A 25,953-nucleotide genomic window follows, 5' to 3' on the forward strand; every position below is an offset into this window, starting at 1 on the left:
TTATACTCAATGTTGAGATCAATGTATTCAGGTGTATCGGGCATGAAGGGCTTTCAAACAAAGCTGGACGTTATAGGTAACAACATTGCAAACGTAAATACTACAGGCTTCAAGTCCAGCCGAGTGATGTTCAAGGATATCTTGAGCCAAACGAGTTCAGGCGCAAGTGCGTCTGGAGAAGAAACGGCAGGAAGTAACGCAAAGCAAATTGGATTGGGTTCGACTGTGGCTTCCATTGACACGCTTCATTTACCAGGAAGTGCCATGACGACGAATAATCCAACAGATTTACGCCTTAATGGTGATGGTTTCTTTTTGGTTAAAATGAATGCGGATCAAGAAGCTCCATACTTGACTAGAGCAGGAGATTTTCACATTGACGGAAATAGGCATTTGGTAACTTCGGACGGTTTTTTTGTTGCTGATTCAGGTGGTGGAGTTCCCATTACGTTAGCAGACGATGTTACTGCTTTCTCAATCTCTCAGGATGGAACCATTGTACAAACTTTGGCATCTGGTGGAACAGATAATGCTACCAAAATTGGAGTAACTAAAGTAATCAATCCAGAAGGATTAGAAAAAATCGGGGGTAGTCTGTATCGTGCTACAGTTAACTCTGGAAACGAGGGTGAAATCACTGCTATGGAAGCAAACAGCACTGATGATGGCACCGGTGCTATTATCGCGGGTCAGCTGGAAATGTCCAACGTTGATCTGACAGGCGAATTTACCGAAATGATCGTAGCTCAGCGCGGATTCCAAGCGAACTCGCGTATCATTACGACCTCGGATGAAGTGCTTCAGGAAGTTGTAAACTTGAAACGATAATCTCATTTAAACGCGGAGGAGTAGAGGCTCCTCCGCACCTATCAGGAGGTTGGTATTACGATGATCCCGTTAACGCGGCTGAACGGCTCGCCTATGTGGCTTAATGCGCTGCTCATTGAGACTGTGGAGGAAACACCGGATACATACGTCACTTTGGTGACGGGGAAACGGTTGATTGTATTGGAAAAAGCGGCAGATGTCGTCTCCTTGATCAAGGGTTACAGCCGTGAAATCGGCATGCATGCCGCCACGATAAAAGTGCAACAAATGGAGGAAGACGAATGAAGAAGATGCTGCCATGGCTCATTACAATTTTACTCGCGATTACTTTGATTGCAGGCGCGGCCTTTGTACTTATACCAGCGCTTAGCGGGAAGAAGTCGGAAGTCATACCGAATGCGCAAGCTGCTCAGGCAGAACAACTTCCAAGATTGTCAGCAGATGAATTGGTGGAAGTGAGCTCTGAAATTACCGGTATCAAAACAAATCTGGCAGACGCAGATTACATTGTTCAGATGAACCTATCTTTTCAATTGAACGATGCCAAAGCAAAAGAATCTTTTGAAAAAATCAAAGACATCAGTATTAAGCCCATCGTTATTCAATTACTTGCAGACACCAAACCTGATGAGCTCAGAACGGCTAAAGGCCGGGACCAGTTCAGTGACAAGCTGACGGATCTCATCAACAAGTCGCTCCCTGAAGGTCACCTGGGGAACGCCAAAATTACAGACTTTTTGCTGGCAGCCATTTGATTCCAGGTGAACTTGTCAGGAACACGTAAGGGGGTGAATAACATTGGTGGATGTACTGTCACAAGGGGAAATTGATGCCCTTTTAGCAGCTCTTTCGTCCGGTGAAATGGATGCGGAAGAACTTAAAAAGGAAGATACCCAAAAGAAAGTTCGCGCTTATGATTTCAAAAGAGCGCTTAGGTTTTCCAAGGATCATATACGGAGTCTGACGCGGATACACGAGAACTTTGCACGGTATCTGACCACATATTTTTCAGCGCAGCTTCGTACTTTTGTCCAAATTAATGTCGTTCAGGTGGAGCAACTTCCTTATGATGAATTCATTCGCTCCATTCCGAAAATGACCATTCTAAACATTTTTGAAGCTGAACCGCTGGAAGGCCGTATGGTGCTTGAGGTTCACCCGAACGTTGCTTATGCCATGTTGGACAGGCTTCTCGGAGGAACAGGTTCGGCACCGTCAAAGGTTACTGCGTTGACCGAAATCGAGACGACGATTATGGAGCGAATTTTCAGTCGTACCTTTGATAGCCTGCAAGAGGCTTGGAAAACGGTACTGGACATTGAACCGCGCCTAGAGGCGATGGAAACAAATCCGCAGTTCATGCAGATTGTCTCGCCGAATGAAACGATTGCTCTGATTTCGCTTAGTACCAAAATTGGTGATACCACAGGGATGATTAACCTCTGTATCCCGCATGTGGTATTGGAACCTATTATGGCTAGACTGTCCACGCACCAGTGGTTTACATCCGAAAAGAAATCAAGGGCGCCCGAAGAGATTGACGCCTTGAGATTACGGGTCACCAAAGCAGAGCTCCCTATTATTGCGGAGTTGGGTGAATCCCGGATAAATGTAGCCGAGTTTCTGGGTCTTTCGGTCGGGGATGTCATTTCATTGAACAAACCTGTCAAAGAAGGACTATCCATCCGGGTAGGCGAGAAATTGAAGTTTATGGGAAGTCCCGGCATGGTAAGAGATCGTGTTGCCGTACAAATTGATGAAATTGTCAACGAAGGAGTTGAAGAAATTGACGAGTAAAGACTATTTGTCCCAGGAGGAAATCGATGCCTTGCTGAAACAGTCTGAAGCGGGGACGGATTCTACTCCCGCAGGCAAGACCGTTGACGATTTTCTGACTCCTCTGGAGCAGGATGCTCTCGGGGAAATCGGTAATATAACGTTCGGCAGCGCAGCTACGGCTCTTTCCACACTGCTCGGTCAAAAGGTGGATATTACGACACCTAAAGTTTCAATTATTACCCGTTCTGAATTTGAAACTGCATTTCCAAAGCCACACGTAGCTGTACATGTAAATTATGTCGATGGATTCGAGGGTATTAACTCACTCGTAATCAAAAAGCGTGATGCACAAGTGATAGCGGACTTAATGCTTGGTGGTGAAGGAAACCCAGCAGATGAAGAATTGAATGAAATCCACATTAGTGCTGTGCAGGAAGCGATGAACCAGATGATGGGATCGTCGGCGACCTCAATGTCTACTATGTTTAATCGTTTTGTTAATATCTCTCCACCGGGGATTGATATTTTGGATCCTATGCACGGTGATGGAGTATCCAGTCTGCCGGATGAAGAGACGCTCATCACAGTCTCCTTCCGGTTATTGATCGGGGATCTTATTGACTCTACGCTGATGCAACTGTTACCTGTTAATTTCGCCAAAAAAATGGTGAGCATCCTAATGAATGGCGGAGAGGATGAAGAACAACCGCAAGCGTCTGCACAGCAGGTAGCTGCAACAGCTGCTCCCGAAGTGCCGCAACAAGCTAGCGTTCCGCAGCAACCGCCTGCACCAGCCTATCAACAGCCACCTGCAGCCGCGCAGGCGCCGCAAGACGCAGGCTATGGACAACAACCGCCAATGTATCCTCAAGACCCGGGATATGGGCAGCAGGGCGCTCCAGGCTATGGAACACCGGGTTATGGAATGCCAGCTGGTGTACCGCCGCAAGCTCCTTACGGAACGCCTCATCACTACGGCGCAGTACCGGGACGTAATGTAAATGTACAACCTGTACAATTTTCTAACTTGCAGTCCGGTGCATTTGCGCAAGTGGATGAAAACAATTTAAATTTATTGATGGACATTCCCCTTAGAGTCACCGTAGAATTAGGAAGGACCCAAAAGCAAATTAAAGATATTCTGGAGCTCTCACAAGGTTCAATTATTGAACTAGACAAGCTTGCTGGGGAGCCGGTGGACATTTTGGTAAACAACAAACTGATTGCCAAGGGCGAGGTTGTCGTAATCGACGAGAACTTTGGTGTGCGCGTAACAGATATTGTAAGTCAATGGGACCGTATTCAAAAATTACAATAAAAGCATAATTTAGGGAGGATTTATTTCAGATGGCAAACCGTATTTTGATCGTGGACGATGCTGCATTTATGAGAATGATGATTCGGGACATCCTGTCCAAAAATGGATTTGAGGTAGTAGGAGAGGCCCAAGATGGATCACAGGCCATTGAAAAATTCAAGGAGCTTCGTCCGGACCTGATTACGATGGATATCACGATGCCTGAAATGGACGGCATTGCCGCTCTGAAGGAAATCAAACAAATTGACGCGAATGCAAAGGTTATCATGTGTTCCGCGATGGGTCAGCAAGCAATGGTTATTGATGCCATTCAAGCTGGCGCAAAAGATTTTATCGTTAAGCCTTTCCAATCGGATCGGGTTATCGAAGCCATCAACAAAACACTGGGTGTCTAAGGCGCACCCAGTATGGATACACAACAGGGTGCCTCTGACGCATTGAGTACATCCAGCAATATAGGCAACATTGCCTGGGTCCTTTTCGTGCTAATCTTTATCATCGTACTGATCGTGTACTTGATACGGTTTTTGAGTAAAAGAAATCAGAGCTGGTTCAGCAACCGCTCCGTTCGCATACTGGGAGGCGTGGGACTGGGTCCCAATAAATCCCTTCAGCTTGTTGAAGTAGGTAGCAGTGTGTACCTCATTGGTGTGGGAGAAGATATCCAGCTTGTTGACAAAGTATCCGATCCTGAAGAAGTGGAGCAAATTTTGGCCGCACTGGAGCAGGAAGCTTCTCTGCAGCGCGGCCCGATTGCCCCGCTATTCGCTAAAATTGCGGATAAGCTTCGCCGGAACAACGTGGCACAGCAGCAGCCTGAAGAGGAGACATCTTTTCACGAGATGTTTGAATCCAAGCTTCGGCAAATGCCGAATCGCAAGGATAAACTTGAAAAGCTGCGCAATGAGGAGAATACTACAGATCGGTCGGGAGATTCATGAGAAAAAAGATTATACTTGCATGTTTGCTGCTTGTCTTGTTCAGCTTCATTTCGGTGACGGCGGCCTCTGCGGAACCGATTCCGAACATTGATATTCAAGTCGGCAATTCGGACAAAGGACAGCCCGGTGCCACCTCGCTGTCTATTATTTTACTTATTACTGTCATTAGTGTAGCGCCCGCGTTGCTTGTACTTATGACAAGTTTTACGCGAATTGTGATTGTGCTTGGCTTTGTGCGAACTTCGCTGGGAACCCAGCAGATGCCGCCTAATCAGGTGCTTGTTGGACTGGCTTTGTTTCTCACTTTATTCATTATGGCACCGACGTTCTCAGCTATGAATGAAACTGCGCTTCAGCCGTATCTCAAGGGGGATATAACACAGTCTCAGGCGCTGGACAAGGCATCGGTACCGATCAAGACCTTTATGTTCTCTCATACACGTGAGAAGGATCTACTGCTCTTTATGAAATACACCAAGATGGAAAAACCAAAGAATTATCAGGATATTCCACTAACGGTGATGGTTCCGGCTTATGCAATCAGTGAGTTGAAAACGGCCTTTCAGATGGGCTTTATGATTTTCATACCATTTTTAGTTATAGACATTGTAGTGTCGAGTACACTCATGGCTATGGGGATGATGATGCTACCACCGGTAATGATTTCACTTCCTTTTAAAATACTGCTCTTTGTACTTGTAGATGGTTGGTATTTGGTAGTCAAATCGTTGCTTCTAAGTTTTAACACATGAGTACTTCATGCAAGGACAGCAATCAAGGAGGACGGCAATGACTTCGGAGTTTATTATTTCCCTGGCTGGGCAAGCGGTGTACATTGTACTCAAGGTGAGCGCTCCGATGCTGATTTTGGGGCTAGTCGTGGGTTTGATTATCAGCATTTTTCAGGCGACAACCCAAATTCAGGAGCAGACACTGGCCTTTGTTCCGAAGATTGTCGCCGTATTGCTGGCATTGCTTTTGTTCGGGCCTTGGATATTGACCACATTAGTGGACTTTACGTATAACATTCTGGACAATTTGTACAAATATATAGGTTAGGCTGAATGTTATGAACATATTGTTACAAAGTTTTCCTGTTTTTTTGCTGATTTTTTGTCGGATTACCTCATTTTTTGTAGTAGCGCCTATTTTTTCGACCCGAGGTGTACCTAATATCTTTAAGGTCGGAATTTCAGGATTTCTAGCTTTGGTCGTGTATCTTACATATGGAACGCATCAACAGGTACCGACCGATGTAGCGTATGTGCTGTTAGTGGGCCGTGAAGTGCTGATTGGGTTGTTATTGGGATTTACTGCATATCTGTTCATGACAGCGATCCAAACCGCAGGTTCATTTATAGATTTACAGGTGGGGTTCGGAATGGCGAGTGTGTTTGATCCCATGACAGGGGCTTCAACGCCTTTAACAGGGAATTTTAAGTTTGCCATAGCTGTATTGTTCTTTTTAAGTATAAATGGGCACCATCATCTGCTAAATGCTATCTTATACAGCTATGATTGGGTACCGTTGACAAATGATTTTTTTGTAAAGCTGTATGGTGGCAGTGTAACTGAATTCCTGGTACGTTCTTTTGCGGAATCATTTATGCTGGCCTTTCAAATTGCTGCCCCCATTGTAGTAGCTACCTTTTTAACGGATGTGGGACTCGGTTTTTTAGCTAAAACAGCGCCACAATTCAACATTTTTGTCATTGGTGTACCTCTTAAAATTATTGTGGGACTGTTCATGTTACTGCTTCTCATGCCAAGTTTTGCTTTTATATTCGAAAGATTGTTTTCTGTGATGTTCGAATCCATGCGCAACTTGTTGGATATTATGGGTAATCGTCCTTAATGTCTGGTCTGGAGGAACGTAGTTTGTCATTTAAATATGCTATGAACCTGCAGTTGTTCTCAGGGGAAAAAACGGAAAAAGCTACACCCAAAAAGAAACAGGATGCAAGACAAAAAGGGCAGGTTGCCAAAAGCATGGAGTTGCCCGCCGCTGGTGTCCTGCTGGTTACGTTTTTTTGCCTCATGATTTTCGGCGGGTATTTTAAGGACCATGCGGTTCGACTATTTCGGGATATTTTTGTGAATCGGCTTTCTATGGAGGTAACGCCGAACACAATGCTGCTGATGATGGGCGAATATGGTGTGCAAATTTTGATTATGCTGGCACCTATTTTTATTGGGGCCATTGTCATTGGGATAGCAGCGAATTACATGCAGATCGGTTTTTTATTAACCGGAGAGGGCATTACGCCCAAGTTTAGCAAGATTGATCCGATTAAAGGATTCAAAAATATTTTTTCCATGAGGTCATTGGTTGAATTCCTGAAATCTGTTTTAAAGATGACCGTAATTGGTTATCTGGTGTACAGCGTACTCTGGAAAACAAAGGCTGACCTACCCAAACTGTCTGAAATGTCCGGCGATCAGATGTTGAGCTTTACAGCTTCATTAACGATGGAACTGGGGCTCAAAATTGGTGTGGTGCTGTTCGTTTTAGCGGTATTGGACTATATGTATCAACGTTATGAGCATGAGAAAAACCTGAAAATGTCCAAACAGGACATCAAGGATGAATACAAGAAAATGGAGGGTGACCCGCTGATCAAAGGGAAAATTCGCGAGCGTCAGCGCCGTATGGCTATGCAGCGTATGATGCAGGAGGTTCCTAATGCAGATGTCATCATTACCAACCCTACGCACTTTGCTGTGGCTTTGAAATATGACGGTTCGGAGATGGAAGCGCCGCAGATTATTGCGAAAGGGCAAGATTACGTTGCGCTCCGAATTAAAGAAATTGCCAAGCAAAACGGCGTTATAACGATGGAAAACAAGCCGCTGGCGCGGGCGCTGTTTCAAAGAGCCGAAATCGGGGATGCGATACCAGCTGATCTGTTCCAGGCCGTTGCCGAAGTGCTGGCGTATGTATATAAATTAAAAGGTAAAGTGAAATAAAGGGATCGGAGGGCTAGAGACCCGTGAAAATAAAAGAAATAACTGTCCTTGCAGGCGTCATCGGTATCGTTCTTATGATGATTCTCCCGATCCCATCATGGCTGCTGGATATCCTACTCGTCATTAATATTTCTATTGCTTTAATGATTCTACTCGTTTCTATGAATACGAAGGAAGCTTTACAGTTCTCTATTTTCCCTTCATTGCTGCTCATTACAACGTTATTTCGTTTGGCACTTAATATCTCTACAACCAAACTTATTTTAGGTGAGGGCCATGCAGGGGAAGTAGTTGCTACGTTTGGTAGTTGGATTGCAGGAGGGCAAATTGCCGTCGGTTTTGTTGTCTTTCTCATTCTCGTGGTCGTACAGTTCATTGTTATCACTAAGGGATCTGAGCGGGTTGCTGAGGTAGGCGCACGGTTTACATTGGATGCAATGCCGGGTAAACAAATGAGTATTGATGCGGATCTGAATGCAGGTTTGATCAATGAGCAGCAAGCCCGTGAACGACGTAGTAAAATCGAACGGGAAGCAGATTTTTACGGGGCGATGGATGGTGCGAGTAAATTCGTTAAAGGTGATGCCATTGCTAGTATTATCATTTTGATCATTAACTTGGTCGGTGGCTTTATTATCGGTATGGCCGTTCAGGGAAAAGGATTTCAAGAGGCGCTGTCGACTTATTCTGTCCTCACCATCGGTGACGGACTGGTCAGTCAGATTCCCGCACTGCTCATATCCACGGCGTCAGGCTTGATTGTTACGCGGGCTACGTCAGATGGCAACTTGGCAGAGGATTTAACTGGACAACTCTTTTCTTATCCAAAACTGATCTACATTGTGGCTGCCACAATTGCATTATTAGGGCTTTTCACACCTATTCATATCATTACAACTCTTCCACTGGCGATTCTGCTGTTTTTTGCGGCTCGAAGAATGCAGGGCAATATGGAGCGCAAGCAGATAGCCGATGAACAGCTGGAAGAGGAGCAACAAATTGAAGAAGTCCGTAGTCCGGAAAGTGTCATTAATTTGCTTCAGGTAGATCCAATTGAATTTGAATTTGGATACGGGTTAATTCCGCTGGCGGATACACAGCAGGGCGGGGATTTATTAGATCGGATTATTATGATCCGTCGTCAATGTGCTTTGGAGCTAGGTCTGGTTGTGCCGGTCATTCGTATTCGGGACAACATTCAGCTCAAGCCAAACGAGTATGTAATTAAAATTAAAGGTAATACCGTGGGCGGCGGAGAGCTTCTGTTAAATCATTACCTGGCTATGAGTCCGGGATACGACGATGATTCTATTACAGGAATCGAAACGACGGAACCAGCCTTCGGATTGCCTGCGCTCTGGATTGATGAGAACACCAAGGATGTTGCGGAATTATCTGGTTATACCGTAGTTGATCCACCTTCAGTTGTAGCTACTCATCTTACGGAGACGATCAAGAAACATGCTCATGAGTTGCTTGGCAGACAGGAAACACGGTCGCTGGTCGACAATCTCAAAGAGAATTATCCAGTGCTGGTGGACGACCTTATTCCTTCTGTGCTTGCGATTGGGGATGTACAAAAAGTGCTGGCCAAGCTATTGAAAGAAAAAATCTCCATTCGCGATATGGTGACTATTTTTGAAACACTAGCTGACTACGGTACTTATACAAAAGATCCCGACGTGCTGACTGAATATGTCCGTCAGGCGTTGTCCCGTCAGATTACGCAGCAATTTGCCCAACAAGGGGAGACGTTACGCGTTATTACAGTGGGACCAGGATTGGAGAAGAAAATTGCTGAAAGCGTGCAACAGTCGGAGCAAGGTAGCTATTTAGCTCTAGACCCGGTGTCAACGCAAACGGTGTATCAAAGAATGATGGAGCAAATCAACCGTCTCATTCAATCTGGACAGCAGCCTATTGTGTTAACGTCACCGACAATTCGTATGTATTTGCGGCAAGTGATGGAGCGGACGATGCAGGATGTCCCAGTGCTGTCGTACAGTGAGCTGGAGCCGAACGTTGAAATTCAAAGTGTCGGGGTGGTGAACTTATGAGAGTGAAACGATATGTAGTGGATACCATGCCAGAAGCTATGCTGCAAATCAGGGGTGACTTAGGAACAGACGCCGTCATTTTAAGTACAAAGGAAATGAAGGTCGGCGGTTTCATGGGAATGTTCAGTAAAAAGAAAATCGAAGTGGTAGCTGCGGTAGAGGAGAAGCAACCTCAAAAGCCACGACGTTTTGGACTATCTTCACAAGAGCTTGCCCAGGCGGCTTCATCTTCAATGAATGCTCCTGAACAGCCAGAAAAATCATTTATGCCTGTGGTTCCCAGACAAGCTGCTCCAGAAGCTTATCGGCGGGTAACGCAGATGACGGGTGGTTCCAAAGAAGAACAAGCTGAATTAATGATCGATGCAGAACAAGCAGCTTCAGCAACTGAGCATTTGTCATCTAGGTCTGCTAATAATCTGGAGACTACGTCTCAAGCACTTGATCATGAAGCATTACTTTCGAACATGAAATCATCCAGTGAACTGTTTAAACAGCCCATTGAAGCAAGCGTTCCAGACAAGAGCGGAGCGGAGGAAAATCAGGCTCTGCTTAATGAATTGCGGGAAATGAAGACTATGATGACTCGGTTTTCCCGAAACTCTTCAATGGAAAGTACTTGGCCGGAGCCGCTGCAAGAGATTTGTGAGCGTGTGCTGGAACAGGAAGTGGAACGTGATTTACTGGAGTATTGGCTCGAACAGGTATATGTGCGTCGGAGCGAGCACCCTTTTGCGCCTGAAACTTTCGATTGGGAACAAGCCTTTCGTGAGGAAGTGGCCAGTTTTATTCAGACAAGACTGGACAAAGGGATCTCCAAAGATACCAAAATTGTGTATGTGGCAGGTCCTACCGGAGTAGGGAAAACAACAACCATTGCCAAGTTAGCAGCAGAACAGTTGTTTAAGCATCATCGCAAAGTTGGATTTATTACTTCTGACACGTACCGGATTTCAGCCGTCGAGCAACTGCGAACATATGCTACGATTTTGAATGTACCGCTTGAAGTTGTGCAATCTCCTGGTGACGTCCACAGAGCCATTCAACGGCTGGAACATTGTGACCTGATCCTCATGGATACCGCAGGACGAAATTATCGTAATGAATTACTTGTTTCGGAACTGCAAAGTCTGCTTTCGCCTATTAATGAAAGTGAGACGTATCTGGTACTCAGCCTGACATCCAAAAGTAAAGATATGCTCAATATAACTGGACATTTCAGCAAGTTTGGTCTCGGTAAGGTTGTATTTACTAAGATGGACGAGACAGGTAGCTGCGGTGGAATGTTTAATCTTTTGCATCAATTTCCTATGCAGCTGGCCTATATTACCAATGGACAAAATGTTCCTGATGACCTGCTTCATCCCGATACAGAAATGGTCACAAGCATGCTGCTTGGACCCAAAACATCAACAGGAGTTAACGGAGATTCCATATGAGTGACCAAGCCCAATCACTTAGACAAATGGCTTCTTCCTTGGATAAATATCGATTGCCCCCACGTAGTCGTCAAGCAAAAATTATAACGATCACCAGTGGTAAAGGCGGGGTGGGCAAATCCAATTTCACGCTGAACTTTGCTCTTGCTCTGCAATCCCTTGGTCGAAGGGTACTTGTGTTTGATGCTGATATAGGTATGGCCAATATTGATGTATTAATGGGAGCCAATTCACAATACAATCTTTTACATCTGCTAAAACGTGAGAAATCAATTGATGAAATTATTCAAACGGGTGTAGGTGGTTTGCCTTATATTGCTGGAGGATCGGGTTTGAGCGAATTGTTTACGTTATCGGATGACGATCTGAATTATTTTGCCGAAGAAGTAGAGAAAATGGCGGCAGATATGGATTATATTCTATTTGATACAGGTGCAGGTTTATCCAAAGAAAACCTTAAATTCATCACTTCAGCTGACGAATGCCTGGTTGTAACTACACCGGAACCTACGTCCTTAACAGATGCGTATGCGCTAATTAAAGTCGTCAGCGGTTTGCAAAAGGATACGGTATTCAAAATTATAGTCAATCGTGCCGATAACGATAATGAGGCCCGTCAAGTTGCCGATAAGATCGCACTGGTTGCGAAACGCTTTTTGGAGATCGATATCCCGTTGCTTGGACATATCAGTGATGATACTCATGTCATGCAAGCAGTCAAAAGGCAAGTACCATTTATGGTTGCTTTTCCGGGATGTGCGGCTTCAAGAGATGTATTGAATCTGGCACACCGTTTTGCAGCAATGCCACAGATTCCGCAATCAGGTGCATTGAGTGGAATTAAAGGGTTTATGCAAAAATGGTTGCGGCGTTCTGTACATTGATTTTGATGAGAGGAAACAGAGGTGTTTAACATGTGTGCTTACCGGGTGCTGGTTGTAGATGATTCGGCCTTTATGCGCAAAATTATTACAGATTTAATTGTAAGGGATGAGTCGTTCAACATCGTAGGTACAGCCGCCAATGGCAAAGAGGCTGTAGAGAAAGTGAAGGAATTGCAGCCCGATTTGGTCACCATGGATGTCGAGATGCCTGAAATGAATGGTCTTGAAGCATTGCCATTGATTATGGCAGCCCATCCGCTACCTGTAATTATGCTGTCAGGCATTAATGAACAAGGCATGAAGGAGACCATCATGGCTCTGGAGGCAGGAGCTTTCGATTTTATAAGAAAGCCTTCCATCGCTCATGCGCAAGATATTGAGCAAGTGAGCAAGGCGCTGCTGGAACAGATGCACACTGCTATGCAAGCAGTGCGGAGTCGTCTGGAGCGCAAGGAAGCTAATGAGCGCAAAGCTGCATTGGAACAAGCGAAAAAAACGCCACAGCAAAAGCCTCCAGGACAGGCTGTGACTGAGAAGCGATCAGGCAGTCAAGCTTCGACAGACAAGCCTTCTGTTGTTCCGCTTGCTCCTTCACCTGCTGTATCAGCTCAGCCGAAGCGTGATGTTGGCAAGTCCGCCCCGGCAGTAGCCAAGCAGGAAACTAAACGACAACAGTCTGGAACATCTGTTACGGCAGGGCGCATAGAACAGCAGCCAGCTGCTCAGCCAAGCAATAAGTCAGTCCAAGCACCTACTGTTCAGAAGAAGGAAGATTTGTCCAAGGGGTTAGGACGAACACCAGGGCAACTAAACAGTACTACTACGGCCGCTGGCAAATCGCTGCATGGTAAGGATAAAGCAGGCTTGGCTAAGCCGGAGCCCCATAAGACGGTGATTTCATCAGCTACTCGTACTCCTGCGGCTGCTACGCCTCCAGTAGCGGCACCTACAGTTCCTGCCGCACCTAAGGGATTGTCACTTAAAAAAGGTGTGCACACGTCCAACTTTCGCAAACTAGTGGCGGTGGGATGTTCTACGGGCGGTCCGCGGGCGCTTAAGACGCTGTTGGAACGCATTCCTGGTGATTTTCCTGCTCCAATCGTTATCGTTCAGCATATGCCGCCAAACTTCACTCGTTCGCTGGCACAACGCTTAAACACGTTAAGTCCACTCCGAGTTGTGGAGGCTGAGCAGGGAATGACGTTGGAGACTGGAACGGCCTACATTGCCCCAGGGGGATATCAACTAAGAATTGTACCAGGAGCTGGTGGTAAATACACTGTGTCACTGAAGACGGAGGAAGCTCGCAATGGTCACCGTCCTTCCGTAGATACGATGTTTGAATCGTTGCTCTCGTTAACCTCGTTGGAGCGGCATCTAGTATTGCTCACTGGAATGGGGAGCGACGGGGCCAAAATGATGAAGAAGCTTTATGATGCTGGGGTACAATCCACATTTGCTGAAAATGAGGAAACTTGTGTAGTGTACGGAATGCCCCGCTCAGCAGTAGAGTTAAAATGTGTGCGTCACCTTCTGCCAATGCAGGAGATCGCCCCCAAGCTTGTACAAGTTGTGAAATAATCGGAGTGTAACTCATGGAGGAGGTGTCTCACAATGGACATGAACCAATATTTAAACATGTTTATTGATGAGTCGAATGATCATCTGCAATCTCTTAACGAAAAAATGCTTCAACTGGAAAGCAATCCAACCGATCTAGGCATCGTTCAGGTGATTTTCCGTTCTGCCCATACCCTCAAAGGAATGGCTGCTACGATGGGATTTGAAGACCTAGCATCGCTAACTCACCAAATGGAAAACGTTCTTGATCTGGTACGTAACAACAAGCTGGCGATGCATGAATTTATATTCGATACCTTATTTAAGGGATTGGATGCTCTGGAGTCCATGGTGCAGCACATTACAGAGGGAGGCGACGGAAAAGCGGATGTCTCCTCTATTGTATCTTCACTACAATCCATCGTGAGCGGAGATTTCCAAAAGACCGGCGCAAATGCTGCGACTGAGGAGTCTCCATCTAAAAAAGTGGGCAAAAACGATAGTGCTGGGCTTGTTTTGGATCAGTTCCAGTATTCTGTATTGGAGCAATCTATTTCTGAAGGACATCGTGTTCACTATATACAGGTAACAATCAGCTCAGAGAGCCAGTTAAAGGCGGCGCGTGCTTTTATGGTGTTTAATACGCTGGAAAACTCTGGTGAAATCGTCAAGGCCTATCCGTCGGTACAGGATATTGAGCAGGAGAAATTCGAGCAAAGCTTCTCGTTATATTACATAACGCAGAAAGAAGTTGGGGAGCTGGAAAAGGAAATCGCGGGCATCTCTGAAATTGACACTGTCTCAGTGGTACAACTAGATCAGGAATCGCTTAAACAAATGAGCGAAGTTACTGCTGGACTGGCTGAGACTGCTGCGGTACAGGAAGCTCCTGTTGCCGTGCAATCACCTGCTCCATCCCAGCCGCAGTCTTCAGCTGCGGCCTCTGTGGCTAAGGCAGCTGCAGGTAAGGCGCCAGCAGCTAAGGCAGCTGCCCCTACGCATAACCGTACGATTCGTGTAGATATTGAACGTCTGGATGTACTTATGAACTTATTTAGCGAGTTGCTCATTGACCGCGTGCGGTTAGAGCAGTTGGCAAGTGAAGCTTCCAATCCAGCACTGACAGAAACGGTAGAGCACATGAGTCGAGTGAGCAGCGATTTACAAAACGTCGTTCTTAAATTGCGGATGGTACCAGTAGACACTGTTTTCAATCGTTTTCCGCGTATGGTGCGCGATCTGGCCAAATCGCTGGATAAAAAACTTGATTTGGTTATTACTGGAGCAGAGACTGAAATGGACCGCACTGTTATCGACGAAATTGGCGATCCTCTGGTGCATTTGCTTCGTAACTCTGTGGATCATGGCATTGAGTCGGTAGCCGATCGGATTGCAGCTGGTAAACCTGAGACAGGAACGGTTAACTTGCGTGCTTTTCATAGCGGAAATAACGTATTCATCGAGATTGAAGATGACGGAAATGGTATTAATCGCGATAAGGTACTAAACAGTGCTATTTCTAAAGGGATTTTGACAGCAGAGCAAGCAGCGGTCATGACCGACGAGGAAGCTTATCAGGTATTGTTTGCTCCAGGCTTTAGCACAGCTGCAGTCATTTCAGACGTATCAGGACGCGGTGTCGGTTTGGACGTTGTTAAATCCAAAATCACTGCTTTGGGTGGCAATGTTACGGTTCACTCTACACTGGGCCAAGGCACTAATTTCTCTGTGCAATTGCCGCTCACCCTATCCATTATTGCAGCCATGATGATACAGATCGGTTCTGAAAAATATGCGATCCCATTGTCCTCCATTGTGGAGACTGCGATTGTCAAACGGACACAAATTCGTTCTGTACATGGCAATAAAATGATTGCTTTCCGCGATTCTCATATCCCGCTCATCTCCTTGAGTCAGCTGTTTGAGGTACCGGACTTCAATGAAGATGAAGAAGAAGAGACAGAGGTCGTGGTCATCCGCAAGGGAGACCGTTTGGCAGCTCTTTCTGTACAGGACTTTTTGGGACAAAGTGAAATTGTCCTTAAAAATCTGGGCAAATACCTTCCAAACATCCAAGGAATTTCAGGTGCCACGATTCTGGGTGACGGTCAGGTTGCGTTGATCATTGACCCGAATGTTTTCATTAAATAATGTCTTCATCAGAAATGAAAGAAATGTGAAGTTGCTGACATCAATAAGGAGGGTTTTTAGACATGGGAGAAGAAATTAAAGTTATCGTATTTAAGCTTGGTGAAGAGGAATACGGTGTTGAAGTAGAAAAAGTCCAATCTATTGAACGCATGGTGCCGATTACACGGGTTCCAAGAACTTACGATTTTGTAAAAGGTGTATTCAACATGAGAGGCGTAGTCATTCCGGTTATTGATCTTCGTGGCCGATTTGGATTGCCTGAAGCTGAATATACCGATCAAACCCGCATCATTATCGTTGCAGTGGGCGAAATGCAAGTCGGCTTTATCGTTGATTCAGCGAATGACGTTATTGACCTGAATACTGACAATATCGAGACACCACCGGAAGTGATTGGCGGAGTTAAGGCTAAATATCTTCGCGGAGTTGCTAAAATTGGTGAAGAGCGCTTGTTGATTATGCTGAACTTGTCCGAAGTCCTGAATCGTAGCGAAATGAACCAACTGGAAGGCTTAGAGGATTAACATATGGAGAATCTTGGGAATCTCGAAGACTTCAAGTTGGATGTGTTGAAAGAAGTCGGCAACATTGGCTCGGGGAACGCTGCTACAGCGCTCTCCCGGCTTCTCAATAAACCGGTCGACATGGGTGTGCCCAAAGTACAAATGCTGCCTTTTGAGGAAATTGCCGATAAAGTCGGTGGAAATGAGCAACTTGTTGTTGCAATATTTTTTAGGGTAGAAGGGGAAGCCCCCGGCAATCTATTCTTCATATTGCAGCCTCAGGCGGCAAAAGGCTTACTTTCCCGTTTGGCGAATATTCCTTCAGATGACGAGGACAGTTTTAACGAAATGGAGCACTCAGCCCTGTCGGAGATCGGAAACATTTTAGCGGGCTCTTACCTGTCTTCGCTGGCCGATTTCACACGTTTATCCATGTATCCAACAGTCCCTGCGCTGGCGTTGGACATGGCAGGAGCAATTCTTAGCTACGGACTGCTGCAGTTTGGGCAGATGGGAGATGCTGCATTATTGATTGACACATCGTTTCTGGAAGGGCAGAATCAGATAGAGGGTCAATTTTTCCTGATTCCTGATCCAGAATCGTTCGGGAAAATCTTTAGGTCGTTAGGAGTCCCGATGAACGATGATTGAGGATAAAAGCATCATTAAAGTCGGCATGGCAGATTTAAATGTTACCAGCAATCCGAACTCGATTCGTACGACAGGACTTGGCTCCTGCGTCGGATTGACCCTCTATGATCCTCATTTGAAACTGGCAGGCATGGCACATGTGATGCTACCGTCCTCAGATATTGCGCGTGAAGGGCAGCTGAATATAGCCAAATATGCGGATACGGCGCTGCCCGAGTTATTTGAGAGGATGCTGAAATTGGGTGCAGAACGACGCAGGCTGATTGCCAAAATGGCAGGGGGAGCGCAGATGTTCGCCTTTGCTGGTAGTGGAGACACCATGCGGATTGGTCCACGTAATGTAGAATCATGCAAGGAAATGCTCGTAGATCTCGGCATTCCTTTGATTGCGGAGGACACAGGCGGCAATTATGGACGAACGATTGAGTTGGACTCTGAAACTGGCGTTTTGAATATTCGAAGCGTACAAAAAGGTGTAAAGGAATTATAAACATGTTATTTGGCAGCTTACGCATTAATCTTTGGTCTGGAGTAGTCGGATTTATTCTGACTTTTGTGTTGTCCGTTGGCAGCAATCTGCTGACCACGAGCTTAATTCGTGGCTTGATCGCCTTCGTTTTTTGGTTCCTACTTGCATTTGTGCTGCGCTGGACACTAGGTGTTGTAGCGCGGCCAGATCTGGGGAATGCCCAAAGCCGGGCAAGCTCTCAGGTAGATGGCGTAGGGGGGAATCTGGACCTGACGACACCAGACGAAAATGAAGACCTGAATGAATTGCTGAAACCGAAACCAGAGCAGACGGACGAGGGGGATAATGGTTTTGCACCTTTAAACCCACCTAAGCTGGTTTCCAACAAGGACCCTGAAGAATTGGCCAAGGCCGTTCGTCACCTGACAGACAAATAAGGAGGGTGAAGCCGATGAACGAGCGAAAAGCCGCTCATTTAAACCATTCCGAACTATGGGAACAATGGAAAGAACACGGTGACAAGGAAGCAAAAAAACAGTTAATTGAAAAGTATCTCCATATTGTAGAGTATGTGTCAGGCCGTCTTGCAGTAGGCTTGCCTAAAAATGTATCCAAGGATGATCTGGCGAGTAACGGCGTTATGGGTTTGATTGACGCTTTAGAGAAATTTGACTATGAGCGTGGTTTGCAGTTTGAGACTTATGCTTCTTGGCGTGTTCGTGGAGCGATTTTGGATGGTCTTCGTCAAGGGGATTGGGTTCCTCGTTCAGTTAGGGAAAAAGCGAAAAAAATCGAGGATGCATACCAGCATTTGGAACAAAGATATCTACGCACGGTCAGCGACGAAGAGATGAGTCATTATTTGGACGTTTCTGAGAAAGAGTTTCAAAATATGATCCAAGAGGTCGCTGTTATGTCGATTGTCTCACTGGAGGATCCGATCCGCGAAGAGGAATCGGAAACACGGCTTTCCCTTTTGGTGGACGAGAAGGCGAAAAATCCGGATCATAAGGTCAATGAATTTACACTTCGTGATGCCCTTGCACAAGGCATTGATAAATTGACTGAAAAAGAACGTATCGTTGTTTCTTTATTGTATTACGAGGATTTGTCACTCAGCGAAATCGCTGAGGTCATGTCGCTATCTCCATCGCGAATTTCACAGTTGCATTCCAAAGCAATATTACGTCTGAGAGCGACATTGGACAAACAACGGGATTTGCTAATGCGTAAAGATTAACGTACGGGAGGTTACAGTAACAGTTAGACGGAAGGAGCACCCTTGTGGAGAAGCAATATGCTTTGGACCAGTTTTTAAAAGTGGTTGTCTCACCTGACAAACAAACCGCCTACTTGGAGTTTGCCAAACGTGAAGAAGGCTTTGCCTGTTCTGTGGAAGAATTAGAGCGTTTTCTAAGCAACCAAAAAATATCCTACGGTTTAATAACCGATGCAATTCGCGTATTTGCGGCAAGTCCGGAAGATCATTTCTTCGGAAAATTACTGATTGCTCAGGGAAAGCAGCCGATCCATGGTACAGACGGAAAAATTAATCTGGCTGATATTGTGACTGGCGAAGATGCACATAAGCCGCTTGAAACCGTGGATGGACGGGTGGATTATAAAGAACTAACTCGTTTAAGAAATGTAAAACGTGGTCAACTGATTGCCGAACGGGTTGATCCTCTGCCAGGTGTACCGGGGATTGCTGTAACCGGAGAGGAAATTCCTTTTCTTCCAGGTAAAGAGGCGCGTTTTAAAGTTGGAAAAAATGTAGTGATTCATCCAGAAGGTGTTGCGATGTATGCGGCTATTGACGGACTGGTAACTACGACTGAAAAGGGCAAACTTAATGTGTTCCCCGTATATGAAGTTAACGGGGACGTCGATTATAGTGTCGGCAACATTGATTTTGTTGGAACCGTCGTCATTCGTGGGAATGTTTTGACAGGTTTCCGGGTTCGGGCGGCTGGCGACATTCGTGTCATCGGTGGTGTGGAAGGGGCCGAAATTGTGGCGGAAGGTTCAGTGGAAATCACTGGCGGTATTATCGGATACCATAAGGGGTTCGTGAAAGCTGCACAAAATGTGAAATGCTCGTTTATACAAGATGGTAACGTGATTGCGGGAGGCGATGTACTTGTATCCCAGAGTATCATGCATTCCCAGATCAAAGCGAGTAATAATGTAATCTGCGAAGGGACAAAAGGGCTTATCGTAGGTGGCAGTGTACAAGCTGGTAAAAAGGTAGTGGCTCGTACCGTCGGTAATACGATGTCCACAGCTACCAATATCGAAGTGGGTGTACTTCCCGAACTGCGCGATGAACTGACAGAACTCCGCGCACGTTTGAAGCAGCAGACAGACAGCCAGGATAAAACGAATAAGGCTCTTACCATATTGGATCAGCTTGCCGCCGCCGGACAGCTTGCACCTGAAAGAATGGCTATGCGAATCAAGCTGACATCTACTAAAAAATCTAATGAACAGGAGCTTTTGGAAACCAAGTCCAGAATGCTTGAAATAGAACGAACATTAGAGGATACAAGCCGCGCACGGGTAGAAGTGAAAAATGTGATTTACGGTGGCTCTAAAATAGTTATCGGCAGATATACAAAATTTATTAAAGATTCAGTGGAAAGAATGGCGTTTTATTATCATGAGGGAGACATCAGCATGTCCTCCTACGTGTAATTCGGCACACTGATAAACAACATTTAACATTGTATTCCTTGGAAGAAAGATACGGATGCCCAATCGGAAAGGGTGTGGTCCAATGAGCTTGAAGGCTGTTGAATTGCAAATTGCCGTACCTCGCACCAGCGAAGCTGGAAAATACCAAAGTGAGTCCCAGCAGCGGCCGATGAATGATCAAGCATTGCTTGGACAAAAGGCCGCGCTGGAGACGGAGAACATGCGTCAGCGAAGCAGTGCTGTAGATCAGTCTGCGGAAACATTTGTCGGTGAGCGGCAAACAGGGGGACAGAGCAGAGATTCTTCCCAGCAGAGCCGCTCCCGGCCAGATGAGGCTGAACTGCCTAAGGAGCATCCGGCAGAGCATCCGTTCAAGGGACACCATATTGATTTTTCGCTCTGATCCGACAGGTGGAGAAGCGTTATTAAAGGAGACGATGGGCAGTGGATCAACCATGGATTTATATTGTTCTGCTGGGCGCCGCAGCTGTTGTCTATGCCTGGCTACAGCCTAAGCGTCAGCCAGGCCGGGGAACAGAAGAGGCCGTCGTCCAAAAGGTCGAGGCCACATTAGAGCAATATATGGCCGATATTGAAAACGATAATGACGAGTTGATTGAGCTCGTTTCTGGTATGAAGCAGGAGCATACAGTGAAACAGGCGGCATTACAGGAGCAAGTAGCTGAGCTTCGGAGCCGTATCGTGGAGCTTGAGCGCCAGGCTATGTTTGCAACTGTGTCTATGCAAACCGAGCCTGTACCTAAGGAAATACAACATACAACTGCTTCTCAGCAGGCAGCGGTTGCATACGGTCAATTTCAAAGTCCGCAACCTGAAATGTCTGTGCAGGAAGGCTACTCTGGTTCAGAAGCTCCCCTCATAACTATGGAGGAACAGACGGCATTACAAGATCCTGAAACTGAGCAGGAAGCAGAGTCCATCCGTGATCGTTATCAAGAGTTGTTTGCGCTGCATGAGCAAGGCAAGTCAGTGGACTATATAGCTAAGCAATCAGGCATTCAACGGGGTGAAGTACAGCTTATTTTGCAACTCGCGGAGCGGGAGGATGTAACGTGATCAAAAACCGTTCATTTATGCTAGGCATGGGTACTGGTCTTATAACGGGGGCATTGCTATTGCAACTGGCATTGATCGGTCAGGGGCAATCGCAGCAATCTTCCACAGACCCGAAAAACATGACGCGAGAGCAATTAGAAAAGGCAGCAGCCGGATTAAATCTCCAGGTCAGTGACAGCTCTAACCCGAAAATGACAGAAGAGGAATGGCGTAATAAGGTGATCAAGGAAGGTAATAAAACTCCCGTTGCACCCCAAAAAGCTAAACCAGCTCAAACGCCAGCAACACCAAAGGCACCTGCAAACAGCATATCCTCGGCTGGTTCTAAACCTTCGACCAGCACATCGGTTCCACAAAGTCCGAATAAGCCGCAAACTCAAAGTTCTGGCACTACAGCGACTCCCAATATCCCCAAGCAGCCTGCCACCCCACAAGTGCAGTATAGCATTGCATCCGGAAGCAATTTGAGAAGTGTGGCATCAGGATTGCAACGGGCAGGGGTCGTATCGGATGCTAGTGCATTTGAGGCAGCAGCTAAGGCTAAAAAAATCAATACCAAAATTCGTACCGGTACCTATCAGTTTGCTAAAGGTGAGGATTTCAGTTCTATCATTACTAAAATTACGAAAAAGCCGTCCAACTGACCAGACTGGGAAGTGGCCGGCTTTTATTCTTGCTGAAAAGTTCAATGAGAGGCGTAAAACGTCACATCTTGCGTTGTTCTAATCTATTGTCGAAAAGTTGGTTGCAACGATGCAAGTGTTATGGTATATTAATTAACGGTGTTAAAAACGCACGTCGGTTAATTTTATAAAGGGTGCTTTCCAATTGAAAGTCTTTATGAAAAATGATGTCGGCGGAGGACACACAAAAAACCAAACTTAGGAGGTGCGTGAAGATGGCAGTAATCTCCATGAAACAGCTTTTGGAAGCTGGGGTTCACTTTGGTCACCAAACACGTCGCTGGAACCCGAAAATGGATCGTTATATCTTCACTGAAAGAAACGGTATTTATATCATTGACTTGCAAAAGACAGTGAAAAAGGTTGAGGAAGCTTACAACTTTGTAAAAAGCATTGCAGCTGAGAATGGTACAATTCTGTTCGTAGGCACGAAGAAACAAGCACAAGATTCCGTTAAAGAAGAAGCAGCACGCGCTGGTCAATTTTACATTAACCAACGTTGGTTGGGTGGTACGCTGACTAACTTCCAAACGATTCAAAAACGTATTGACCGTTTGAAACAACTGGAAGCTTGGGAAGAAGACGGTACATTCGCAGTTCTTCCTAAAAAAGAAGTTATCATTCTTCGCAAAGAAAAAGATCGTCTTGAAAAATTCTTGGGCGGTATCAAAAACATGAAGGGCCTTCCAAGTGCTCTGTTCATCATTGATCCACGCAAAGAACGTATCGCGGTTGCTGAAGCTCGCAAATTGGGCATCCCAATCGTAGGTATCGTTGATACAAACTGCGATCCAGACGAAATCGACTATGTTATCCCAGGTAATGACGACGCAATTCGCGCTGTTAAATTGCTGACAGGTAAAATGGCTGATGCAGTTATGGAAGCAAACCAAGGCGAAGAAACTACAGCATAACATTTCCATTAGGAAATAACTATATGAATTAAATGAAAAGGGTGGTTGGCAGGTGTATAACCTCTCACTACCCTTTTTTTAAGGAATAAGCACGGTATACCACTGAAAATCAAATTTGGAGGGAAATAATATGGCAGTTAATGCTAGCGCAGTAAAAGAGCTTCGTGAAAAAACAGGCGCAGGAATGCTGGATTGTAAAAAAGCGCTTGAAGAAGCAAACGGTGATTTGACAAAAGCGGTTGAAGTTCTGCGCGAAAAAGGACTTGCAGCTGCAGCCAACAAAGCAGGTCGTATTGCTACTGAAGGTGTTGTTGAATCCTACATTCATGCTGGCGGCCGTATCGGCGTACTGGTAGAAGTAAACTGCGAAACAGACTTCGTAGCTAAAACAGACCAGTTCAGAGATTTTGTGCGCGACATTGCAATGCATATCGCTGCATCGAACCCTCGTTATGTTCGTCGTGAAGAAGTGCCACAGGAAGAGATCGAAAAAGAAAAAGAAATCCTGAAAGCACAAGCACTGAACGAAGGTAAACCAGAAAAAATTGTTGAAAAAATGGTTGAAGGCCGTATTGGTAAGTTCTATGAAGAGTTCTGTTTGTTGGAGCAATCTTTCATCAAAGATCCAGACAAAACAATCTCCACGCTTATCAACGAAAAAATCAGTACGATTGGCGAAAACATCTCCCTGCGTCGCTTTGTTCGTTTTGAACTGGGTGAAGGTCTGGAGAAAAAAGAAGACAACTTCTACGAAGAAGTTATGTCTCAAGTGAAACAATAATTACCAACGAACGGTAATCGCATATGGAAAAATGGAAATGGGACACATCAGTGTTCCATTTCTTGCAACAGGACACCTATCCTGTTACATAAAGTATAAATGATATTGGAGGGTGATCATTTGGAAAAACCTGTGTTTAAGCGTGTTGTCCTGAAAGTTAGTGGTGAATCGCTGTCAGGTCCTAACGGTTACGGTATTGACGCGGATACGATTGCATCCATTGCAGAACAAGTCAAAGACGTAGTGGAACTGGGAGTAGAAGTTGCTATCGTGTGTGGTGGCGGTAACATCTGGCGCGGTATTGCTGGAAGTGCCAACGGAATTGACCGGGCCACGGCAGATTACATGGGTATGCTGGCAACGGTGATGAACTCACTGGCCTTACAGGATGCTTTGGAACAGATTGAGGTACCTACCCGTGTACAAACATCCATTGCGATGCAACAGATTGCAGAACCTTACATTCGTCGTAGAGCTATCCGTCATTTAGAAAAGGGTCGGGTTGTTATTTTTGCAGCAGGTACAGGTAATCCGTTCTTCTCGACTGATACTACAGCTGCACTGCGTGCCGCTGAGATCGAAGCGGAAGTGATTCTGATGGCTAAAAATAAAGTGGATGGCGTATATTCTGCTGATCCGTTTAAAGATAGCACAGCTGAGAAATATGAGCAGCTTACGTATTTGGATGTGCTCAACAAAAATCTCGGTGTCATGGATTCTACTGCTTCCTCGTTGTGCATGGATAACAATATTCCGTTGATTGTCTTTGCTATTACAGAGCAAGGTAACATTAAACGTGTCGTGCTGGGTGAGAAAATTGGTACGATCGTCAAAGGGAGTGTAAATTAATGCCACAATCTGTGAAAAAGAGTGCTGAGGAACGCATGCAAAAAGCAATCCAGGCATTGCAACGTGATCTTGCATCTTTGCGTGCAGGACGGGCGACACCAGCTTTACTGGACCGTGTACAGGTAGAGTATTATGGTGCAATGACTCCAGTCAACCAACTGGCGAATATCAATACACCTGACAGCCGGACCTTGATGATTCAGCCTTGGGACAAATCTTCCTTGGCCGATATCGAGCGCGCTATACAAAAATCCGATTTAGGTTTGACACCTTCGAATGACGGTAACACCATTCGTCTTAGCATTCCTGCTTTGACGGAGGAGCGCAGAACTGACTTGGTGAAGTTGACAAAGAAGAACGGTGAAGAAGCGAAGATCGCTATTCGTAACATTCGTCGTGATGCCAATGATGACATCAAAAAATTGGAGAAAAGTGATATTTCCGAGGACGAATCTCGTAAACATCAGGAAGATATCCAGAAAACAACTGATAAGTTTATCGCTGAAGTGGATAAAGTTTTAGCTGCAAAAGAAAAAGAAATTATGGAAGTCTAAAAGATTGGCAGCCCCTCCCTTACGGTGGGGTTTGTCTCTTTTCAAGCCTGAGGCACATTTTCAGAGAATGCTGGAGGAACTGGAATGATCAAACGGGTTCGGTCTTGGTGGAACGGGGAACAAAAACAGCAAATACCGGCCATTTCAAAAGACAATATTCCGCAGCATGTTGCTGTCATCATGGATGGGAACGGCAGATGGGCCAAACGGATTGGAATGCCGCGGATTGTAGGGCACCAAAATGGAATGAAGGCAGTGAAACGCACAGCAATTGCGGCGGATGAACTGGGTATTAAGTATTTGACTTTGTTTGCATTTTCAACTGAAAATTGGACGCGTCCAAAGGACGAAGTTGATTTTCTAATGCGCTTACCGCAGGAATTTCTGGCTATTGAGCTAGATGAGTTGATTGAAAAAAATGTGCAAGTACGTATGATGGGCAATAAAGAACATTTACCTTCCCATACCGTTGAAGCGCTGACTGAAGCGACTCGACGAACTGAAAATAATACCGGACTTGTTCTTAATTTTGCATTAAATTATGGAAGTCGGTTGGAAATCACCGAATGCATGCAAACATTGGGCCGTCAAATTGCGGATGGGAAGCTTAAATCGGAAGATATAACATCTGAGCTGATCGGTAGTACGTTGCTTTCTAGCGGTATGCCAGACCCTGATTTACTGATTCGAACAAGCGGTGAGCTTAGACTTAGTAATTTTATGCTCTGGCAGCTTGCCTACAGTGAGTTGTGGTTTACTGATATTTATTGGCCTGAGTTTAAGAAAGAACACTTATACGAAGCAGTGATCGAATATCAGCAAAGAACACGACGGTATGGCGGACTGAAGTAAAT

The 25,953-nt window shown here is 45.5% G+C and carries 30 protein-coding genes; all 30 read left to right on the plus strand.

Annotated features, from left to right (window positions below):
• Positions 1–9 precede the first annotated feature (9 nt).
• The 30 genes from MKY16_RS09995 to MKY16_RS10140 all read left to right on the plus strand — a co-directional run bounded on the left by MKY16_RS09995 (position 10) and on the right by MKY16_RS10140 (position 25,951).
• Positions 10–828, plus strand: coding sequence for a flagellar hook-basal body complex protein (locus tag MKY16_RS09995; RefSeq protein WP_340955207.1), 819 nt, complete (start codon positions 10–12; stop codon positions 826–828).
• Between the two features lie 60 nt (positions 829–888).
• Positions 889–1,113, plus strand: a complete 225-nt coding sequence (locus MKY16_RS10000; protein ID WP_013309896.1) for a flagellar FlbD family protein — start codon at positions 889–891, stop codon at positions 1,111–1,113.
• Entirely contained in the window at positions 1,110–1,583 is a 474-nt protein-coding gene (locus MKY16_RS10005; protein ID WP_023988194.1) for a flagellar basal body-associated FliL family protein, read from the plus strand. The genes MKY16_RS10000 and MKY16_RS10005 overlap by 4 nt, the downstream gene beginning before the upstream one ends.
• Positions 1,584–1,626: 43 nt before the next feature.
• Entirely contained in the window at positions 1,627–2,625 is a 999-nt protein-coding gene (gene fliM / locus MKY16_RS10010; RefSeq protein WP_029516998.1) for a flagellar motor switch protein FliM, read from the plus strand.
• On the plus strand, positions 2,615–3,925 hold the full coding sequence (gene fliY / locus MKY16_RS10015; protein ID WP_029516999.1) for a flagellar motor switch phosphatase FliY: 1,311 nt from the start codon (positions 2,615–2,617) through the stop codon (positions 3,923–3,925). The genes fliM and fliY overlap by 11 nt, the downstream gene beginning before the upstream one ends.
• 29 nt (positions 3,926–3,954) lie before the next feature.
• Entirely contained in the window at positions 3,955–4,320 is a 366-nt protein-coding gene (locus MKY16_RS10020) for a response regulator (protein WP_010346372.1), read from the plus strand.
• A 12-nt stretch (positions 4,321–4,332) separates the two neighbouring features.
• Positions 4,333–4,866 (plus strand): flagellar biosynthetic protein FliO, encoded by a 534-nt coding sequence (locus MKY16_RS10025; protein WP_340955209.1) that lies wholly within the window; start codon positions 4,333–4,335, stop codon positions 4,864–4,866.
• Positions 4,863–5,618, plus strand: coding sequence for a flagellar type III secretion system pore protein FliP (fliP, locus tag MKY16_RS10030; protein WP_013309901.1), 756 nt, complete (start codon positions 4,863–4,865; stop codon positions 5,616–5,618). The genes MKY16_RS10025 and fliP overlap by 4 nt, the downstream gene beginning before the upstream one ends.
• Before the next feature lie 37 nt (positions 5,619–5,655).
• Positions 5,656–5,925, plus strand: a complete 270-nt coding sequence (gene fliQ, locus MKY16_RS10035) for a flagellar biosynthesis protein FliQ (RefSeq protein WP_007430038.1) — start codon at positions 5,656–5,658, stop codon at positions 5,923–5,925.
• A gap of 10 nt (positions 5,926–5,935) precedes the next feature.
• The gene (gene fliR / locus MKY16_RS10040) at positions 5,936–6,721 is read left to right on the plus strand and encodes a flagellar biosynthetic protein FliR (protein ID WP_023988198.1); all 786 of its coding nucleotides are present in this window, start codon (positions 5,936–5,938) and stop codon (positions 6,719–6,721) included.
• The gene (gene flhB, locus MKY16_RS10045; RefSeq protein WP_340955211.1) at positions 6,721–7,833 is read left to right on the plus strand and encodes a flagellar biosynthesis protein FlhB; all 1,113 of its coding nucleotides are present in this window, start codon (positions 6,721–6,723) and stop codon (positions 7,831–7,833) included. The genes fliR and flhB overlap by 1 nt, the downstream gene beginning before the upstream one ends.
• Before the next feature lie 23 nt (positions 7,834–7,856).
• Positions 7,857–9,890, plus strand: a complete 2,034-nt coding sequence (gene flhA / locus MKY16_RS10050) for a flagellar biosynthesis protein FlhA (RefSeq protein ID WP_016820963.1) — start codon at positions 7,857–7,859, stop codon at positions 9,888–9,890.
• The gene (flhF, locus tag MKY16_RS10055; protein ID WP_029517002.1) at positions 9,887–11,329 is read left to right on the plus strand and encodes a flagellar biosynthesis protein FlhF; all 1,443 of its coding nucleotides are present in this window, start codon (positions 9,887–9,889) and stop codon (positions 11,327–11,329) included. Before flhA ends, flhF begins: the two co-directional genes overlap by 4 nt.
• Positions 11,326–12,213 (plus strand): MinD/ParA family protein, encoded by an 888-nt coding sequence (locus MKY16_RS10060; protein WP_029517003.1) that lies wholly within the window; start codon positions 11,326–11,328, stop codon positions 12,211–12,213. Before flhF ends, MKY16_RS10060 begins: the two co-directional genes overlap by 4 nt.
• Before the next feature lie 30 nt (positions 12,214–12,243).
• Positions 12,244–13,794, plus strand: coding sequence for a chemotaxis protein CheB (locus tag MKY16_RS10065; RefSeq protein ID WP_340957563.1), 1,551 nt, complete (start codon positions 12,244–12,246; stop codon positions 13,792–13,794).
• Positions 13,795–13,827: 33 nt separating this feature from the next.
• A complete protein-coding gene (locus MKY16_RS10070) occupies positions 13,828–15,924 on the plus strand; it encodes a chemotaxis protein CheA (RefSeq protein ID WP_039274683.1) in 2,097 nt (698 codons plus the stop codon).
• Between the two features lie 62 nt (positions 15,925–15,986).
• Positions 15,987–16,448 (plus strand): chemotaxis protein CheW, encoded by a 462-nt coding sequence (locus tag MKY16_RS10075; RefSeq protein ID WP_007430046.1) that lies wholly within the window; start codon positions 15,987–15,989, stop codon positions 16,446–16,448.
• A gap of 3 nt (positions 16,449–16,451) precedes the next feature.
• Complete coding sequence (locus MKY16_RS10080) at positions 16,452–17,078, plus strand: chemotaxis protein CheC (protein ID WP_029517007.1); 627 nt, start codon at positions 16,452–16,454, stop codon at positions 17,076–17,078.
• On the plus strand, positions 17,071–17,568 hold the full coding sequence (locus MKY16_RS10085) for a chemotaxis protein CheD (protein ID WP_010346358.1): 498 nt from the start codon (positions 17,071–17,073) through the stop codon (positions 17,566–17,568). Before MKY16_RS10080 ends, MKY16_RS10085 begins: the two co-directional genes overlap by 8 nt.
• Before the next feature lie 2 nt (positions 17,569–17,570).
• Positions 17,571–17,984 carry a hypothetical protein gene (locus MKY16_RS10090; RefSeq protein ID WP_029517008.1) on the plus strand — a complete coding sequence of 138 codons (414 nt, stop codon included), beginning with the start codon at positions 17,571–17,573 and terminating at the stop codon, positions 17,982–17,984.
• Positions 17,985–17,998: 14 nt separating this feature from the next.
• Positions 17,999–18,787, plus strand: coding sequence for a FliA/WhiG family RNA polymerase sigma factor (locus MKY16_RS10095; RefSeq protein WP_013309911.1), 789 nt, complete (start codon positions 17,999–18,001; stop codon positions 18,785–18,787).
• Between the two features lie 44 nt (positions 18,788–18,831).
• Positions 18,832–20,241: a DUF342 domain-containing protein gene (locus MKY16_RS10100; RefSeq protein ID WP_039274680.1), complete on the plus strand. Its 1,410-nt coding sequence runs from the start codon at positions 18,832–18,834 to the stop codon at positions 20,239–20,241.
• 82 nt (positions 20,242–20,323) lie between these two features.
• Positions 20,324–20,644 (plus strand): hypothetical protein, encoded by a 321-nt coding sequence (locus MKY16_RS10105; protein WP_029517010.1) that lies wholly within the window; start codon positions 20,324–20,326, stop codon positions 20,642–20,644.
• 41 nt (positions 20,645–20,685) lie between these two features.
• Complete coding sequence (locus MKY16_RS10110) at positions 20,686–21,318, plus strand: hypothetical protein (RefSeq protein WP_029517011.1); 633 nt, start codon at positions 20,686–20,688, stop codon at positions 21,316–21,318.
• A complete protein-coding gene (locus tag MKY16_RS10115; protein WP_029517012.1) occupies positions 21,315–21,962 on the plus strand; it encodes an endolytic transglycosylase MltG in 648 nt (215 codons plus the stop codon). Before MKY16_RS10110 ends, MKY16_RS10115 begins: the two co-directional genes overlap by 4 nt.
• 254 nt (positions 21,963–22,216) lie before the next feature.
• Entirely contained in the window at positions 22,217–22,915 is a 699-nt protein-coding gene (rpsB, locus tag MKY16_RS10120; protein ID WP_013309916.1) for a 30S ribosomal protein S2, read from the plus strand.
• 130 nt (positions 22,916–23,045) lie between these two features.
• A complete protein-coding gene (gene tsf, locus MKY16_RS10125; protein ID WP_013309917.1) occupies positions 23,046–23,696 on the plus strand; it encodes a translation elongation factor Ts in 651 nt (216 codons plus the stop codon).
• Positions 23,697–23,816: 120 nt separating this feature from the next.
• Positions 23,817–24,545, plus strand: coding sequence for a UMP kinase (gene pyrH / locus MKY16_RS10130; protein ID WP_013309918.1), 729 nt, complete (start codon positions 23,817–23,819; stop codon positions 24,543–24,545).
• A complete protein-coding gene (frr, locus tag MKY16_RS10135) occupies positions 24,545–25,099 on the plus strand; it encodes a ribosome recycling factor (protein ID WP_029517013.1) in 555 nt (184 codons plus the stop codon). Before pyrH ends, frr begins: the two co-directional genes overlap by 1 nt.
• An 84-nt stretch (positions 25,100–25,183) precedes the next feature.
• Positions 25,184–25,951, plus strand: coding sequence for an isoprenyl transferase (locus MKY16_RS10140; RefSeq protein WP_039274672.1), 768 nt, complete (start codon positions 25,184–25,186; stop codon positions 25,949–25,951).
• The last annotated feature ends 2 nt before the right edge of the window (positions 25,952–25,953 follow it).

Source organism: Paenibacillus sp. FSL L8-0641 (genome assembly GCF_038006265.1).
Taxonomy (GTDB): Bacteria; Bacillota; Bacilli; order Paenibacillales; family Paenibacillaceae; genus Paenibacillus; species Paenibacillus polymyxa_D.